Source organism: Acidovorax sp. (assembly GCF_046294525.1).
Taxonomy (GTDB): Bacteria; Pseudomonadota; Gammaproteobacteria; order Burkholderiales; family Burkholderiaceae_C; genus Acidovorax.
The window spans coordinates 82,039-97,064 of record NZ_JBKBKQ010000003.1 but is presented as its reverse complement, the minus strand read 5'-3'; the positions used below and the strand labels follow the sequence as shown (position 1 = coordinate 97,064).

12 protein-coding genes are annotated in these 15,026 nt (G+C 63.6%); 9 read left to right on the top strand and 3 right to left on the bottom strand.

Translation table 11 applies throughout. The features are described 5' to 3' along the window. The first annotated feature begins 51 nt into the window (after positions 1–51). The 3 genes from ACK4HJ_RS04900 to rsxB all read left to right on the top strand — a co-directional run bounded on the left by ACK4HJ_RS04900 (position 52) and on the right by rsxB (position 3,550). Positions 52–1,137 carry a GTP pyrophosphokinase family protein gene (locus ACK4HJ_RS04900; protein WP_409828238.1) on the top strand — a complete coding sequence of 362 codons (1,086 nt, stop codon included), beginning with the start codon at positions 52–54 and terminating at the stop codon, positions 1,135–1,137. A 176-nt stretch (positions 1,138–1,313) separates the two neighbouring features. After that, complete coding sequence (locus tag ACK4HJ_RS04895) at positions 1,314–2,840, top strand: polyhydroxyalkanoate depolymerase (protein ID WP_409828236.1); 1,527 nt, start codon at positions 1,314–1,316, stop codon at positions 2,838–2,840. Then, positions 2,837–3,550 (top strand): electron transport complex subunit RsxB, encoded by a 714-nt coding sequence (gene rsxB / locus ACK4HJ_RS04890; protein WP_409828234.1) that lies wholly within the window; start codon positions 2,837–2,839, stop codon positions 3,548–3,550. The genes ACK4HJ_RS04895 and rsxB overlap by 4 nt, the downstream gene beginning before the upstream one ends. A gap of 60 nt (positions 3,551–3,610) precedes the next feature. Here rsxB and ACK4HJ_RS04885 read toward each other — a convergent pair whose 3' ends face one another. Beyond that, positions 3,611–5,098, bottom strand: coding sequence for a methyl-accepting chemotaxis protein (locus tag ACK4HJ_RS04885; protein ID WP_409828233.1), 1,488 nt, complete (start codon positions 5,096–5,098; stop codon positions 3,611–3,613). 160 nt (positions 5,099–5,258) lie between these two features. Here ACK4HJ_RS04885 and dapC point away from each other — a divergent pair, with 160 nt between their 5' ends. From dapC to ACK4HJ_RS04855, 6 genes are all read left to right on the top strand, one after another. Further along, positions 5,259–6,470, top strand: a complete 1,212-nt coding sequence (dapC, locus tag ACK4HJ_RS04880) for a succinyldiaminopimelate transaminase (RefSeq protein WP_409828231.1) — start codon at positions 5,259–5,261, stop codon at positions 6,468–6,470. Positions 6,471–6,490: 20 nt separating this feature from the next. After that, the gene (gene dapD, locus ACK4HJ_RS04875; protein ID WP_409828229.1) at positions 6,491–7,324 is read left to right on the top strand and encodes a 2,3,4,5-tetrahydropyridine-2,6-dicarboxylate N-succinyltransferase; all 834 of its coding nucleotides are present in this window, start codon (positions 6,491–6,493) and stop codon (positions 7,322–7,324) included. Between the two features lie 66 nt (positions 7,325–7,390). After that, complete coding sequence (locus tag ACK4HJ_RS04870) at positions 7,391–8,554, top strand: PilT/PilU family type 4a pilus ATPase (RefSeq protein ID WP_409828228.1); 1,164 nt, start codon at positions 7,391–7,393, stop codon at positions 8,552–8,554. 149 nt (positions 8,555–8,703) lie between these two features. Continuing rightward, the gene (gene dapE, locus ACK4HJ_RS04865) at positions 8,704–9,900 is read left to right on the top strand and encodes a succinyl-diaminopimelate desuccinylase (protein WP_409828227.1); all 1,197 of its coding nucleotides are present in this window, start codon (positions 8,704–8,706) and stop codon (positions 9,898–9,900) included. Beyond that, positions 9,897–10,820 (top strand): 50S ribosomal protein L3 N(5)-glutamine methyltransferase, encoded by a 924-nt coding sequence (gene prmB / locus ACK4HJ_RS04860; protein ID WP_409828225.1) that lies wholly within the window; start codon positions 9,897–9,899, stop codon positions 10,818–10,820. Before dapE ends, prmB begins: the two co-directional genes overlap by 4 nt. 92 nt (positions 10,821–10,912) lie before the next feature. Then, complete coding sequence (locus tag ACK4HJ_RS04855; protein ID WP_409828223.1) at positions 10,913–12,928, top strand: ATP-binding cassette domain-containing protein; 2,016 nt, start codon at positions 10,913–10,915, stop codon at positions 12,926–12,928. 368 nt (positions 12,929–13,296) lie between these two features. On the opposite strand, the gene phbB is transcribed toward ACK4HJ_RS04855, so the two are convergent. Both phbB and ACK4HJ_RS04845 read right to left on the bottom strand, forming a co-directional pair. Next, the gene (gene phbB, locus ACK4HJ_RS04850) at positions 13,297–14,034 is read right to left on the bottom strand and encodes an acetoacetyl-CoA reductase (RefSeq protein WP_409828221.1); all 738 of its coding nucleotides are present in this window, start codon (positions 14,032–14,034) and stop codon (positions 13,297–13,299) included. A 184-nt stretch (positions 14,035–14,218) separates the two neighbouring features. Then, positions 14,219–15,001, bottom strand: coding sequence for an EAL domain-containing protein (locus ACK4HJ_RS04845; protein WP_409828219.1), 783 nt, complete (start codon positions 14,999–15,001; stop codon positions 14,219–14,221). Positions 15,002–15,026: the final 25 nt, after the last annotated feature.

The window sequence follows — 15,026 nt, the reverse complement described above, 5'->3', positions numbered from 1 at the left end:
GGGTTCCTTGAATCCGCGTGATTCGTCCCTTCCCTGTTTGCCTCCCTCCGCATGCCATCGCTAGATTTTGACCTGGAAGAAGCCCGCTTCCGCACCTATTACGCTGACCAGAAGGCGGTTCTGCAGCAGGCCTGCACCGCGCTTACAGCGCTGGTTGGCGCTGCGGTGGCGAGCGCGGGAGGCGTGGATGTGGCCAAGGTCGAAGGCCGAGTGAAAGATGCCGACGAGTGCATCCGCAAGTTTGTGCGCAAGTACCGCCCCACCCTGGAAGAAAGCAACACGCCCTACGACATCCAGACTTACATCACCGACCTGGTGGGGGTGCGCGTGGTATGCCTGTACGAAGACGAGCTGGAAAAGGTTGCGCAGGTGCTGCGCGCACGGTTTGCAGTGATCGACGTGACCGACAAGGTGACCGCCGTGGAGAGCACCGAGGCCTCGTTCGGCTACAAAGGCCTGCACCTGGACCTCAAGCTCAGCGCCGCCGACCGCGATCTGCCAGAGCACGCCCCCTACTCCACCCTGCCATTCGAGCTGCAAGTACGCACCATCATCCAGGACTCCTGGAGCGTGCTGGACCACAAGATCAAGTACAAGAAGTCGATTCCGGGCCAGCTCAAGCGCCGCATCAACGTGCTGGCGGCGCTGTTTGAGCTGGCCGACCGCGAGTTTCGCCAGATCCGCGACGCCACGGCCGCTGAACTGCTGGAAGCCCCGGATGAAACCGCTGAACCGGCCGTCGATGCGACTGCCGACGCCCTGACTGTGCCCCGCGGCGCACCGCCCAGCAGCGAGCTCAACGCATTCACCTTCCTCAAGATCGCCACGCACTTCTTCAAGGACTTCGAGTTCGAGCCGTCCAAGGTGGACAGCTTTGTGGACGACATCCAGCTGTGGTCGCCCGGCCTGACGCGGGCACGCTTTAACACTCTCATGCGCGAGACGGTGGGGACCGTAAAGCGCTACAAGCAGCACTTTGAAGAACACAACCCGCAGGCCACGTTCAACCCTTACACGGTGATCCGCCATTGCCTGTACCTGAGCAACAAGACCGTCTTCCGCCCCGCCTTGCGCAACTCGGCGCGGGAATCGTTCGAAGCGTGGCTACAGGAGCACCCGCACGCGCTGGCGCAGTAAATTGGGGCAAAAATCGGCGCTAGCGCTTGCCAATAAAGCGCTGGCAGCTATCATTTTTGATTTCAACAAATCTCTGTTTCCATGTCGCGAAGGTGACTTGGGATTGGTGGTTTTCCTCCATGCACTGGTTATCAACTGCTGCTATATTGCACTGCAACATAACGGAGTTTCGCCCCATGCTGTACCACATTTACGAAACCCAGCGCTCCCTGATGGAGCCCTTCACTGACTTTGCGCAAGCCGCCGCCAAACTGTTCAGCAACCCTCTCTCGCCTTTCAGCGAAACCCCCTTTGCACAGCGCATGTCGGCGGGCTACGAGTTGCTCTATCGCCTGGGCAAGGACTATGAAAAGCCGACCTTTGACATCCACACGGTGGACGTGGACGGCGTGGGCGTGGCGGTGCACGAGCATGTGGAGGTGGACAAGCCGTTTTGCGAGTTGCGCCGTTTCAAGCGCTTCTCGGACGACACGGCCACGCTGGCCAAGCTCAAGGCCCAGCCTGTGGTGCTGATCGTGGCGCCGCTCTCGGGCCATTACGCCACCTTGCTGCGCGACACGGTACGCACCATGCTGAAGGACCACAAGGTTTACATCACCGACTGGAAGAACGCTCGCCTGGTGCCGCTGGCAGACGGCGAGTTCCACCTGGACGACTACGTGAACTATGTGCAGGAGTTCATTCGCCACCTGCAGGGCCTGTACGGCAACTGCCACGTGATCAGCGTGTGCCAGCCTACGGTGCCCGTTTTGGCCGCCGTGTCGCTGATGGCCAGCCGCGGCGAGACCACGCCGCTGACCATGACGATGATGGGTGGCCCCATCGACGCCCGCAAGTCCCCCACGGCCGTCAACAACCTAGCCACCAACCGCAGCTACGAGTGGTTTGAGAACAATGTGATCTACCGCGTGCCCGAGAACTTCCCGGGCGCTGGACGGCGCGTGTACCCGGGCTTCCTACAGTACACCGGCTTCGTGGCCATGAACCCTGACCGGCACGCCAGCAGCCACTACGACTATTTCAAGGACCTCATCAAGGGCGACGACGCCAGCGCCGAGGCGCACCGCAAGTTCTACGACGAGTACAACGCCGTGCTGGACATGGACGCGGACTACTATCTTGAAACCATCCAGACCGTGTTCCAGGACTACAAGCTGGTCAACGGCACCTGGGACGTGCGCTCCCCCGACGGCAAGATCGAGCGCGTGCGCCCGCAAGACATCAAGACCACCGCCCTGTTCACCGTGGAAGGCGAGCTGGATGACATTTCCGGCTCGGGCCAGACAGAAGCCGCCCATGACCTGTGCAGCGGAATCGTGCGCAAGGAGCAGCGCCACCTGGAGGCCAAAGGAGCCGGCCACTACGGTATCTTCAGCGGCCGCCGCTGGCGCGAGATCGTGTACCCGCAAGTGCGCGCGTTCATCCTTGAACACGAAAAGCCCCAAAAGAACGCTGCGACGCCCGTGACCGAGACGTTTGAAGACCCGGCCCCGCCCCGCAAGGCGCCGTCCAGCACCAAATCGGCCCCCGTCAAATCCCGTGCCAAGGCAGCCACAGCGGCTGCTGTGGCCACCAGCCCCGTGGCCACGCGCTGGGTCAGGACCGCCTCCACGGCGGCTGCCGAGACCGATGCTGCCGAAGCCGCCGTCGCTGCAACACCGGTCACAGCGCGCCCCCGCCGCACTGCGGCCCGTAAAGGTTGAGCGCCGCCCCGGCCGCCCGCACGCCCGCCGCTGTAGCAGACCTTGCGGCGCTGATCGACGCTGCCCTGCCCCAGACGCAGTGCACGCGCTGCGGATACCCGGACTGCGCTGCGTATGCGCAAGCCATCGCCACCGGGGAAGCGCCCATCAATCAGTGTCCGCCCGGAGGGGCCGAAGGTGTGCGCCGCCTGGCCGCCATCACCGGCCAGCCAGCGCTGTCCCTGAGCGAAGCGCATGGCGTGGAAGCGCCCCGCACCGTCGCATTTATCGACGAGGCCTGGTGCATTGGCTGCACGCTCTGCATCAAGGCCTGCCCCACCGACGCCATCGTGGGATCGAACAAGCGCATGCACACGGTGATCGAGCCGTATTGCACAGGCTGCGAGCTGTGCGTTCCCGTGTGTCCGGTGGACTGCATCCAACTGGAAAACACCACGGGCAGCGCCACTGGCTGGGCTGCTTGGTCCGCACCGCTGGCTGAACAGGCGCGCAAGCGCTACCGGCTGCACCAGCAGCGTCTGCCGCTGGAGGATGTGGCCGAGGCCGACGCCGACGCCGACGTAAAGGGCGCTGCGCCCTCTGACGCTACCCGCACTGAAGACGGCATGACGGGCGGACTTGATGATGCCGCGGCTGCGCGCAAGGCCGCCATCGCGGCCGCCATGGACCGGGCGCGCCAACGTCGTACGCAGGCTCCCAAGCCGGGTTGATGTTTGGCGAGGTGCGTTCGGGTGCCGCGACCCGATGCACGGACGAGGTGAAAGGCGGCGCTACCGCGCCGCCAGGGACTTGTACACCCCGCAACCCACATACCCGTCGCCCGCGCGGCTGACATACGACATCTTGGTCTGCACGGCGCCGGTGGCGGGGTTGGTGATGTCGTATTCCACCCATCCCGGTGCATGGTCTGCCTGGGCGACGATGTCGCGCACCAGCTGGTCGCCCGCAATTCCGGGAATGTCCTGCACGCGGGTTCCCACCTTGGCGGGGTTGCCGCCAAACGCCAGGTACGTGCCGCTGGTGTCCAGTACGAACACGTACATGTCCCGGTCGTGGTAGGGCTGGTTCTTGTCGGTGATGCTGCGCAGGAACTGGTCGCGTGAGCTCGTCTTGTGCAGCGCCATGGCCTTGTTGACCAGCGCAACCGCTTCTTCGGCCGTGCCCTGCTGCAAGCGGAAGGCCGCCACCGCGCGTGACAGGGTCGACGCACGCAGCTCCAGCGCCTCGGCCTGGTGCACCGCGTGACCCACCATCTGCGCGTTGTGCTGGGTGATCTGGTCCAGTTGTTGCACGGCGGCGCTGACCTCGCGCAGGCCGGTGCTCTGTTCGGCGCTGGATCCCGAGATCTCGCTCATGCTCGCCGCCACGCTGCGGATACCGCCCGCCATGTCGGCGATGCCCTCACCCGCCGACCGGATCAGCCCGGCACTGGTCTCCACCTGGGTGACGGAGGCGCCGATCAGCTCGCGGATTTCGCGCGCGGCGTCGCCCGAGCGTTTGGCAAGGGTGCGCACCTCCGCCGCCACCACAGCAAAGCCACGGCCCTGCTCGCCGGCCCGCGCGGCCTCCACAGCTGCATTCAGCGCCAGGATGTTGGTCTGGAAGGCAATGCTGTCAATGACGCCGATGATTTCGGTCATGCGCCGCGCGCTTTGCTGGATGGCCTCCACCGACTGCACGGCGCGTGCCATGGCCTCGGACCCGGCATCGGCCGCCTTGCGCACCGCTGCGGCGCGCACATCGGCGCTCTGCGCGGTCTGGGCGTTGTTCTGCACTGCGGATGACAACTGCTCCACGCTGGCCGCGGTCTGCTCCAGGTTGGCCGCCTGCTGCTCGGTGCGGTCGGCAAGCGACCGGTTGCCGTCTGCCAAACTTTGGCCCGCATGCGCCACCAGCGCTGCATTGCTGCGAATGTCAGCCACCATGGACGACAGCGTGAGCACCATGCGGTCGAGCGACCGCGCCAATGCGCCCACCTCGTCAGACCCGTACGTGCCCGCATGGGCGCGCAGGTCGCCGCCCGTGGTGAGATCCATGGTGCTCGCAAGCCCAGCCAGGTCGACCGACAGGCTGGCATAGAGGGCGACCAGCGCATACATCGCCAGCAGCGCACCCAAGCCCACCGCCCACCAAGGCGCGGCCAGCACCGCCAGCGCCAATGCCAGCGCCATCACGAGGCCCAGCGTGAGCAGCTTGCCGGGCAGGTGCCATCGGCGCATCCACCAAACGCCCGGGCGAAGCCCTATGAATCCAGCCATGTTTTGTCTCCCTTGTCGTTCTTGCAGACCGCCTGCGACGCTAGGGACGCGCTCTTACGTTCCACTGACAAAACCGCGCAGCGAGGGTTTGCGATAGGTCTTGGCGTCGCCACCGGTACCCCACGGGCTGCAGCATCGCCGTCGCCCATAATGTTGCCCCATGAACCCCCTGCTTTCCCACCTGCAGCCCTACCCCTTCGAGCGGTTGCGACAGCTTTTTGCCGGGGTGACGCCACCTGCGGCGTACAGCCCCATCAGTCTTGGCATGGGCGAGCCGCGCCATCCTACACCCCAATTCATCAAGGATGCACTTAGTAACAACCTTGGGGGCCTGGCCGCCTACCCCGCAACAGCAGGGGAGCCACGGTTACGGGAGGCGTTTACGCAGTGGCTGAACAAGCGCTATGCGCTCACGCTGGACCCCGGCACCCAGGTGCTGCCGGTCAACGGATCGCGCGAGGCGCTTTTTGCGTTCGCCCAGACAGTGATCGACCCTTCGCACGGACAGCCCCTGGTGGTCTGCCCCAACCCGTTCTATCAAATCTACGAAGGCGCGGCCCTGCTGGCTGGGGCCCAGCCCTATTACGCCGCCAGCGACCCGGCCCGCAACTTTGCCGTGAACTGGGATGCCGTGCCCGACAGCGTCTGGCAACGCACGCAATTGCTGTTTGTGTGCTCGCCCGGCAATCCCACGGGCGCCGTGATGCCGCTCGGCGAGTGGAAAAAGCTCTTCGAGCTGAGCGACCGCTACGGCTTCGTGATCGCCTCGGACGAGTGCTACAGCGAGATCTACTTCCGTGACGAGCCGCCGCTCGGTGGCCTGCAGGCGGCCGACAAGCTGGGTCGCAGCGACTACCGCAACCTGATCTCCTTCACCAGCCTGTCCAAGCGCAGCAACGTGCCCGGCATGCGCAGCGGCTTTGTGGCGGGAGATGCTGCGCTCATCAAGGCGTTTTTGCTGTACCGCACCTACCACGGCAGCGCCATGAGTCCCATCGTGCAGGCCGCCAGCATCGCGGCCTGGGGCGACGAAAAGCATGTGGTGGAAAACCGCACGCTGTACCGCAAGAAGTTCGCCCAGGTCACGCCTTTGCTGGCCGGCGTGATGGAAGTCGCCCTGCCCGACGCCGGCTTCTACCTGTGGGCGAAGGTGCCCGATGCCCTGGGCATGACCGACGCCGAGTTCGCGCGGGCCCTTTTGGCTCAATACAATGTCACGGTGCTGCCCGGCAGCTACCTGGCCCGCGAGGCCCAGGGCAGCAACCCCGGTGCCCAGCGCGTTCGCATGGCCCTGGTGGCCGAAGCCGAAGAGTGCGTGGAGGCCGCACTGCGCATCGTGCAATTCATTCAATCCCGTACCGCCCCTCAGTAAGACAGACCACCGCAAGCAACATGACCCAACAACTCCAAACCATCATCGACAACGCCTGGGACAACCGCGCCAGCCTCTCGCCCGCTGCAGCCCCTAAAGAGATCCAGGACGCGGTCGAGCACGTGATTGCCGAGCTGAACAATGGCAAGCTGCGTGTGGCCACCCGCGAAGGCGTGGGTCAGTGGACCGTACACCAGTGGATCAAGAAGGCCGTGCTCCTGTCCTTCCGCCTCAAGGACAACGAAGTCGTCAAGGCCGGCGACCTGGGCTTTTACGACAAGGTGCAGACCAAGTTCGCCCACCTGTCCGAAGACGAGATGAAGGCCACCGGCGTGCGCGTTGTGCCCCCGGCTGTCGCCCGCCGCGGCAGCTTCATCGCCAAGGGTGCGATCCTGATGCCCTCGTACGTGAACATCGGCGCCTATGTGGGCGAAGGCACCATGGTCGACACCTGGGCCACCGTGGGTTCGTGCGCACAGATCGGCGCCAACGTGCACCTGTCGGGCGGCGTGGGCATTGGCGGTGTGCTGGAGCCGCTGCAGGCCGGCCCCACCATCATTGAAGACAACTGCTTTATCGGCGCCCGCTCCGAGGTCGTCGAAGGCGTGGTGGTCGAAGAGAACTCCGTGCTGGGCATGGGTGTGTACATCGGCCAGAGTACCCCCATCTTCAACCGTGCCACCGGCGAGATCAGCTACGGCCGCGTGCCTTCGGGCTCGGTGGTGGTGAGTGGAAACCTGCCCAAGACGGCTGCCAATGGCGCGCCCTACAGCATGTACGCCGCCATCATCGTCAAGCAGGTGGATGCGCAGACGCGCTCCAAGACCAGCATCAACGACCTGCTGCGCGACTAAAGACAGCCACCGCGCTTGGCGGACCGCACACCACAGAGATCAGATAGACAACGAGAGGGAAACACCATGAGCACGATGGAGCGGATTCTTCGCCTGATGAGCGAAAAGAAGGCATCAGACGTCTACCTGTCGGCCAACGCCCCGGCGCTGATCAAGATCAACGGCGAGTGCGTGCCGATCAACAACCAGATCCTGCCGCCAGACGCACCGCGCAACCTGCTCTCTGAAGTGGTTCCCCCGGACCGCATTGAAGAGCTGGAAGAAACCGGCGAGTTGAACATGGGGGTGCCGCTCAATGGCGTGGGGCGTTTTCGTGTGAGCGCCATGCGCCAGCGCGGCAGCTACGCGGTGGTGATCCGCTTTATCTCGCAGCAGATCCCCGAGTTCGACTCGCTGGGTTTACCGCCCGTGATGCGCGAGCTGATCATGGAAAAGCGCGGCCTCATCCTGATGGTGGGCGCCACTGGCTCGGGCAAGAGCACCTCGCTCGCGTCCATGATCGACACGCGCAACGAGGCGCTGACGGGGCACATCCTCACCATTGAGGACCCGGTCGAGTACCAGTTCAAGAACAAGAAATCCATCGTCAACCAGCGCGAGATCGGCAGCGACACGCAGTCGCTGCAGACCGCGCTCAAGAACGCGCTGCGCCAGGCGCCCGACGTGATCCTGATCGGCGAAATCCGCGACCGCGAAACCATGTCGGCCGCCATTGCCTACGCGCAGTCGGGCCACTTGTGCCTGGCCACGCTGCACGGCAACAACAGTTACCACGCGCTCAACCGTATTCTGTCGTTCTACCCCGTGGAGGTGCGCCCCACCCTGCTGGGCGACCTGGCTTCGGCCATGAAGGCGATCATCTCGCAGCGCCTTGTGCGCACTGTGGACGGGCGCCGCGCCCCTGCGGTGGAGGTGATGCTCAACACCAAGCTGGTGTCCGACCTGATCGAAAAAGGCGACTTCTCGGGTGTGAAGGAGGCCATGGAAAAATCCATGGCCGAAGGCTCGCAGACCTTTGAAGAGGCCCTTGCCAAGCTGATCATGGACGAGAAGATCGACCGCAAGGAAGGCCTGGCCTACGCGGATTCGCCCACCAACCTCATGTGGCGCCTGCAGAACGACTTTTCCCTGGCCGCCAACGCCGCCAAGGCCCAGAAGGAAGCGCGCGACGCGCCGGATGACGCACCCTCGTTCACCGAAATCGTGCTGGACGTGAAACCTGCGGCTTGAAATGTCTCCCCATTAGTCACCTGCGGCGCCATCCCCATTGGGGGAGACGCCCTCGCTAGGCGTCTCTCGCCTGGGCCGCGCCTTTGCTGACGCCTCGCCCGATGATCACGGCCGATTGCAAATCTCACTCTCCTGCCCCCCTAATCTCCATGTCCCGCACCCTGCACCTGGCTGAACAGCTCATTTCCTTGCCCTCGATTACCCCCGAGGATGCCGGCTGCCTGGATCTGCTGGCTGCTCGGCTGGCGCCTCTCGGGTTTGTGTGCGAGCGGCTGGACAGCGGCCCGGCGGATTTCCGGGTGAGCAATTTGTGGGCAAAAAGGCCTGCAACGCTTGCTGATAAAGCGCAAGCAGCTATCAAAACTGTAGTTTTTGCGGGCCATACCGATGTGGTTCCCACGGGCCCGCTGGCGCAGTGGAGCAGCGACCCGTTTGTGCCGACGCACAAAGACGGCAAGCTGTATGGCCGCGGCGCCAGTGACATGAAAACCTCGATCGCCGCCTTTGTGGTGGCGGTGGAGGAATTCCTTGCTGCTACACCGGACCCCATGGTCCACCTGGCCCTCTTGCTGACCAGCGACGAGGAAGGACCCTCGGTGGACGGCACGAAAGTGGTGGTCGAACAGCTCAAGGCGCGCGGCGAACCGCTGGACTACTGCATCGTGGGCGAACCCACCTCCGTCCAAAAGACTGGCGACATGATCAAGAACGGCCGCCGCGGCACCCTGAGCGGCAAGCTCAGCGTGCGCGGCATTCAGGGCCACATCGCCTACCCGCAACTGGCACGCAACCCTATTCACCAGGCCGTGCCCGCGCTGGCCGAACTGGCCGCCACGGTGTGGGACCAGGGCAACGCCTTCTTCCCGCCCACCAGTTGGCAGATCAGCAACGTGCATGGCGGCACCGGTGCCACCAATGTGATTCCGGGTGAGGTCGTGATCGACTTCAACTTCCGTTTCTCGACCGAATCCACGGCCGAGGGTCTGCAGCAGCGCGTGCACGCCGTGCTGGACCGCCACGGCCTCGAATACGACCTGCGCTGGACGCTTGGCGGACAGCCCTTCCTCACCACCCCGGGCGAGCTGGTCAGCGCTGTGCAGCAAGCCATCACCGCCGAAACCGGCCTGGCCACCGAGCTATCCACCACCGGAGGCACCAGCGACGGCCGCTTCATCGCGCAGATCTGCCCGCAGGTCATAGAACTGGGCCCCCCCAACGCCAGCATCCACAAAATCGACGAGCACGTGGTGGTCGCGGACATCGAACCGCTGAAAAACATCTACCGCCGAACGCTCGAAAACCTGCATGGGCAGGCATTGGCTGCAGGGGATGCTGTACCGGCATGAGCACCACCCTTGCATCTGAACGCCCCACCGGCGACACCGTGGGCGCACTGGTTGAAACCGGCGCGCAGTGCCTAACGGCAGCCGGCGTCGCGTTTGGCCACGGCACCACCAACGCCCACGACGAAGCCGCCTGGCTGGTGCTGTGGCGCCTGGGCCTGCCGCTGGATAGCGACTTGGATTCAATAACAAATCAGCCTGTAGCTCCCGCCCAGCAAGCGCTGGTAGCTACACTTTTTGAAGAACGCATTGCCACCCGCAAACCCGCCGCCTACCTTACGCGCGAGGCCTGGTTGCAAGGCGTGCCCTTCTACGTGGACGAACGCGCCATCGTGCCCCGCAGCTTCATTGCCGAACTGCTGGCCGACGGAAGCGTGGACGAGTTCCTGAGCGAAAACACCCACCAAGTGCTGGACCTGTGCACCGGCAACGGCAGCCTGGCCGTGCTGGCGGCCATGGCCTGGCCCGAAGTGCAGGTGACGGGGGCAGACATCTCGCTCGACGCCTTGGCCGTGGCGCGCGTCAACGTGGACAAGCACGGGCTGCAGGACCGCATCGCCCTCGTGCAGTCCGACGGCCTGGCGGCCGTCGACGGCCCCTGGGACCTGATCCTGTGCAACCCGCCGTACGTGAATTCAGCCAGCATGGCCGCCCTGCCCCGTGAATACCTTGCAGAGCCCGAACTGGCGCTGGCTGGGGGCGCAGACGGCATGGACTTTGTGCGCGCGCTGTTTGCCGCAGCGCCACCGTGTTTGACCGAAGACGGCGTCATCATTCTGGAGATCGGCAACGAGCGCGCCCACTTTGAAGCAGCTTTCCCAGAACTACCGGTGTTCTGGCTGGAGACCAGCGCTGGCGAGGACCAGGTTTTGCTGGTCACCCGACAAGCACTGGCAGCGCAAAACGCGCCCACGGCACAATAGAGGCCTGCGCCACTCTGCTGGCCCCTTCGATTTTTTGTATGCCACCCGCCGCGAGCCTATGGCCGGCGGGTGTGTTTTTTTCTGTATTCCGGATGATCACCCTCAAGAACGTCACCCTGCGACGCGGCACAAAAGTCGTGCTCGACAGCGTCTCCACCACCATCAACCCTGGCGAAAACGTGGGCTTGGTCGGCCGCAACGGCGCGGGCAAATCCAGCCTGTTTGCGCTGCTCAGCGGCAAGTTGCATGAAGACGGCGGGGATTTCCACATTCCGTCGAGCTGGCGCATGGCTGAGGTCGCGCAGAACATGCCTGAAACCGACCAGTCGGCCACGGACTTTGTGCTGGAGGGCGACACCCGCCTGGCCGAAGTGCAGCAGCAGCTGGCCGAGGCGGAGGCCAGCGACGACGGCATGGCAATTGCGCATGCCTACTCTGACTTGCATGACGCCGGTGCTCACGACGCGGTGGCCCGTGCCCAGGCGCTGATCCTGGGCCTGGGCTTTCGCGTGAGCGAGCTGGACAACCCGGTCAACAGCTTTTCGGGCGGCTGGCGCATGCGCCTGCAACTCGCCCGTGCGCTGATGTGCCCCAGCGACCTGCTGCTGCTGGACGAACCAACCAACCACTTGGACCTGGACGCCCTGGTCTGGCTGGAAGCTTGGCTCAAGCGCTACGCCGGCACCATGATCGTGATCAGCCACGACCGCGAGTTCCTGGACGCCATCACCAACGTCACCCTGCAGATCCAGCAAGGCGAGTTGAACCGCTATGGCGGCAACTACAGCAAGTTTGAAGAACTGCGCGCCCAGCAGCTCGAACTGCAACAGGCCAGCTTTGCCAAGCAGCAAGAGAAGATGGCGCACCTGCAGAAGTTCATCGACCGCTTCAAGGCCAAGGCCAGCAAGGCCAAGCAGGCGCAAAGCCGCGTAAAGCAACTCGAACGCATGGAGAAGATCGGGCCTGTGCTGGCCGAGGCCGAATTCACCTTCGAGTTCAAGGAGCCCGCCAACCTGCCCAATCCGATGCTCGCCATCAGCGACGCCTCGTTCGGCTATGTGGACGACGAGGGCGTGCCCACCACCATCCTTAGCGGCGTCAACCGCTCGGTGCTGGCGGGCCAGCGCATCGGCATCCTGGGCGCCAACGGCCAGGGCAAGTCCACGCTGGTCAAGACCATTGCGCGCACCATGAAGGCGCTCTCTGGCAGCATCACCGAAGGCAAGGGGCTGAACATTGGCTATTTTGCCCAGCAGGAACTGGATGTGTTGCGCCCCAACGAAAACCCGCTGGAGCACATGATCCGCCTGGCCAAAGAGTTGGGCGCCGATGCCAAGCAGCCCAGCCGCGAGCAGGACCTGCGCAGTTACCTGGGCAGCTTCAATTTCACGGGCGACATGGTCAAGCAGGCCGTGGGCACCATGAGCGGCGGCGAAAAAGCCCGCCTTGTGTTGGCCATGATCGTCTGGCAGCGCCCCAACCTGCTGCTGCTGGACGAGCCCACCAATCACCTGGACCTGGCCACGCGCGAGGCCTTGGCCATGGCGCTCAACGATTTCGACGGCACCGTCATGCTGGTCAGCCACGACCGCGCATTGCTGCGGTCGGTCTGTGAGGACTTCTGGATGGTGGGCCGCGGCGTGGTGGGGCCGTTCGACGGCGACTTAGACGACTACCAGCGCTATTTGCTGGAGGAGTCCCGCCGCCTGCGCGAGGAAGCCCGGCAGGCCGAGCTGGGCGACCTGGCCGCCAGCAAGGCTGTTGCGATGGTGGTGGCGTCGACACCAGCTCCCACGGCCCCAGTGCCTGAAGCAGCGCAGGGCGATCAGCGAGAGTTGCGCAAGCAGGCAGCCCAGTCGCGCCAGGCCCTGGCAGAAAAAACCCGCCCGCTCAAGAACGAACTGGAGCAGATCGACAAGCGGCTGGCCACCCTCGCTGCCGAGCGCGAGGAACTGGAAGCCCGGTTGAATCAGCCCCTGCCACCAGCAGAGATCGCAAACTGCGGCAAACGCCTGAAATCGTGCAACGACGAAACCGCCAAACTGGAAGAACGCTGGCTCGAAATTTCTTCCGAGCTCGAAGAAATTTCAGCGGCCACGATGAGCTGAAAGTGTAAAACCCTGTAAATTTCACAGGCAAAATTGCGTTTTTTCGCATATCCATCAAGCGCAGGAAGCTATCAATTAAATAGCAATTTCTGAGGGCAAAAATAGGGTTCTGGCGGTTGCATTTTTTTGCAGAACGCTGTCAACCGGCCGTCTGCGGGCCGCGTTGTGGGTACATCTCAGGAGTTTTTCCAATATGAACACCACCGCAATCTTGTCCGCCTGGCCCGAAGACGAACGCGATCGCAAGCGCGCCCCGGCCCGTTTTTGAAGGTGTGGCAGCCAGCGCGGCAGCCCCTTCCCCTTATTGCCCCTCTCAACAAAAAACCCCGCATTGCGGGGTTTTTTGTTGCCTTCGACGGGGTCCCAAGTCAGCCCATGTGCAGGCCACCGTTCACCGAGAAGTCGGCGCCGGTGGCATAGCCGCCCTCTTCTGACGCCAGCCAGGCAATGATGGATGCGATTTCGCTGGGCTCGCCCAGGCGCTTCACAGGCACGGTGGCCACAATCTTTTCCAGCACGTCCGGCCGGATGGCCTTGACCATATCGGTGCCGATGTAGCCTGGGCTCACGGTATTCACCGTCACGCCCTTGGTGGCCAGCTCCTGCGCCAGGGCCATCGAAAAGCCATGCATGCCCGCCTTGGCCGCCGAGTAGTTGGTCTGACCAGCCTGGCCCTTCTCGCCGTTCACGGAGCTGATGTTGATGATGCGGCCCCAGCCTTTTTCCACCATGTCGGCGACCACCTGCTTGGTCACGTTGAACATGCTGTTGAGGTTGGTTTCAATGACCGCATCCCAGTCTTCGCGCGACATCTTGAGGAACATGCGGTCGCGGGTGATGCCGGCGTTGTTCACCAGCACGTCGATGGTGCCGTGCTCGGCCTTGGTCTTGCTGAAGGCCTCGACCGTCGAATCCCAGTCGCCCACATTGCCCACCGACGCGTAGAAGGTGAAGCCCAGGGCCTTCTGTTCTGCCAGCCACTTGGCATGGTCACGCGTGGGGCCGCAACCGGCGATGACCTTGAAGCCCTCTTTGTGCAGGCGCTGGCAGATGGCGGTGCCGATGCCGCCCATGCCGCCGGTTACGTACGCAACTTTCTGGCTCATGTGATTTCTCCTTTTTTGGGTGATGTGCTCACCGCCCACTCTACCCAAGAAATCCGGGTGTGCGGTGAAGGTAAACACTGAACCCGTTTGCTTTTTGACGTAACCCTTCGCGTCATACGCATGACGCACGAACGTCATAGCAATTCGTCACATTTTTGGTGCACGACACCACCGGGACAGGTGCTTAGCGGCCCACCGACGACAGCGGCAGGGTCTCCCATCCCGGCCGGGCGAACAAATAACCCTGTTGATAGCGCACGCCCACCGATTTGAGGAAGGCTGACTCTTCCCCGGTTTCTATGCCCTCCGCAACGATGTCGATGGACAGGCGCTGGCACACCAGCACGATGCCGCACACGATGGCCTGGCGGACCGGGTCCAGGTTGATGTTGCGGATGAGCTCCATGTCGATCTTCAGCACATGCGGCTGGAACCGCGCCAAGAGGTTCAGTCCAGCATAACCTGCGCCGAAATCGTCAATGGCCGTGATCAGGCCCTGGCGGCGGTAGACATCAAAAATGGACTGGAGGTGCTCGGCGCTCGCAAGCTGCTCGCCTTCCGTGACCTCGAACATGAGGCGGTCATGCGGAAACCCGAATGTGGCTGCGGCCTCCATGGTGGCGCGGATGCAGGTTTCAGGGCGGTACACCGCGTTGGGCAGAAAGTTGATGCTGAGACGGCAACCCGGCAAGTCCGTCAGGCCCAGCCGCGAGGCAAGCTCGATGGCTTTGACGCGACAGGCCTGGTCAAAGCGGTAGCGGTGGGCATCATCCACCCATGACAACACCGTGGCGGCCGACTGACCGTCAACGCCGCGCACCAGCGCTTCGTAGCCAAACGGGCGTTCCAGCTCCAGATCCATGATGGGCTGGAAGGCCATCGTGAAATCAAACGGCAACTGTGCCTTGTCCCTGCAGGACGCGCAGCTGGCTGCTTCGAAGGGGATGGGAAAAACTGTGCTCGTCATATGAATCCATCGAGTCTTGCTGGAA

Excerpts from the sequence above, each read along its gene's own strand:
- ACK4HJ_RS04900 (WP_409828238.1), top strand. The coding sequence starts at position 52 with ATGCCATCGCTAGATTTTGACCTGGAAGAAGCCCGCTTCCGCACCTAT.
- ACK4HJ_RS04895 (WP_409828236.1), top strand. The coding sequence starts at position 1,314 with ATGCTGTACCACATTTACGAAACCCAGCGCTCCCTGATGGAGCCCTTC.
- ACK4HJ_RS04885 (WP_409828233.1), bottom strand. The coding sequence starts at position 5,098 with ATGGCTGGATTCATAGGGCTTCGCCCGGGCGTTTGGTGGATGCGCCGA.
- dapC (WP_409828231.1), top strand. The coding sequence starts at position 5,259 with ATGAACCCCCTGCTTTCCCACCTGCAGCCCTACCCCTTCGAGCGGTTG.
- dapD (WP_409828229.1), top strand. The coding sequence starts at position 6,491 with ATGACCCAACAACTCCAAACCATCATCGACAACGCCTGGGACAACCGC.
- ACK4HJ_RS04870 (WP_409828228.1), top strand. The coding sequence starts at position 7,391 with ATGAGCACGATGGAGCGGATTCTTCGCCTGATGAGCGAAAAGAAGGCA.
- dapE (WP_409828227.1), top strand. The coding sequence starts at position 8,704 with ATGTCCCGCACCCTGCACCTGGCTGAACAGCTCATTTCCTTGCCCTCG.
- prmB (WP_409828225.1), top strand. The coding sequence starts at position 9,897 with ATGAGCACCACCCTTGCATCTGAACGCCCCACCGGCGACACCGTGGGC.
- ACK4HJ_RS04855 (WP_409828223.1), top strand. The coding sequence starts at position 10,913 with ATGATCACCCTCAAGAACGTCACCCTGCGACGCGGCACAAAAGTCGTG.
- phbB (WP_409828221.1), bottom strand. The coding sequence starts at position 14,034 with ATGAGCCAGAAAGTTGCGTACGTAACCGGCGGCATGGGCGGCATCGGC.
- ACK4HJ_RS04845 (WP_409828219.1), bottom strand. The coding sequence starts at position 15,001 with ATGACGAGCACAGTTTTTCCCATCCCCTTCGAAGCAGCCAGCTGCGCG.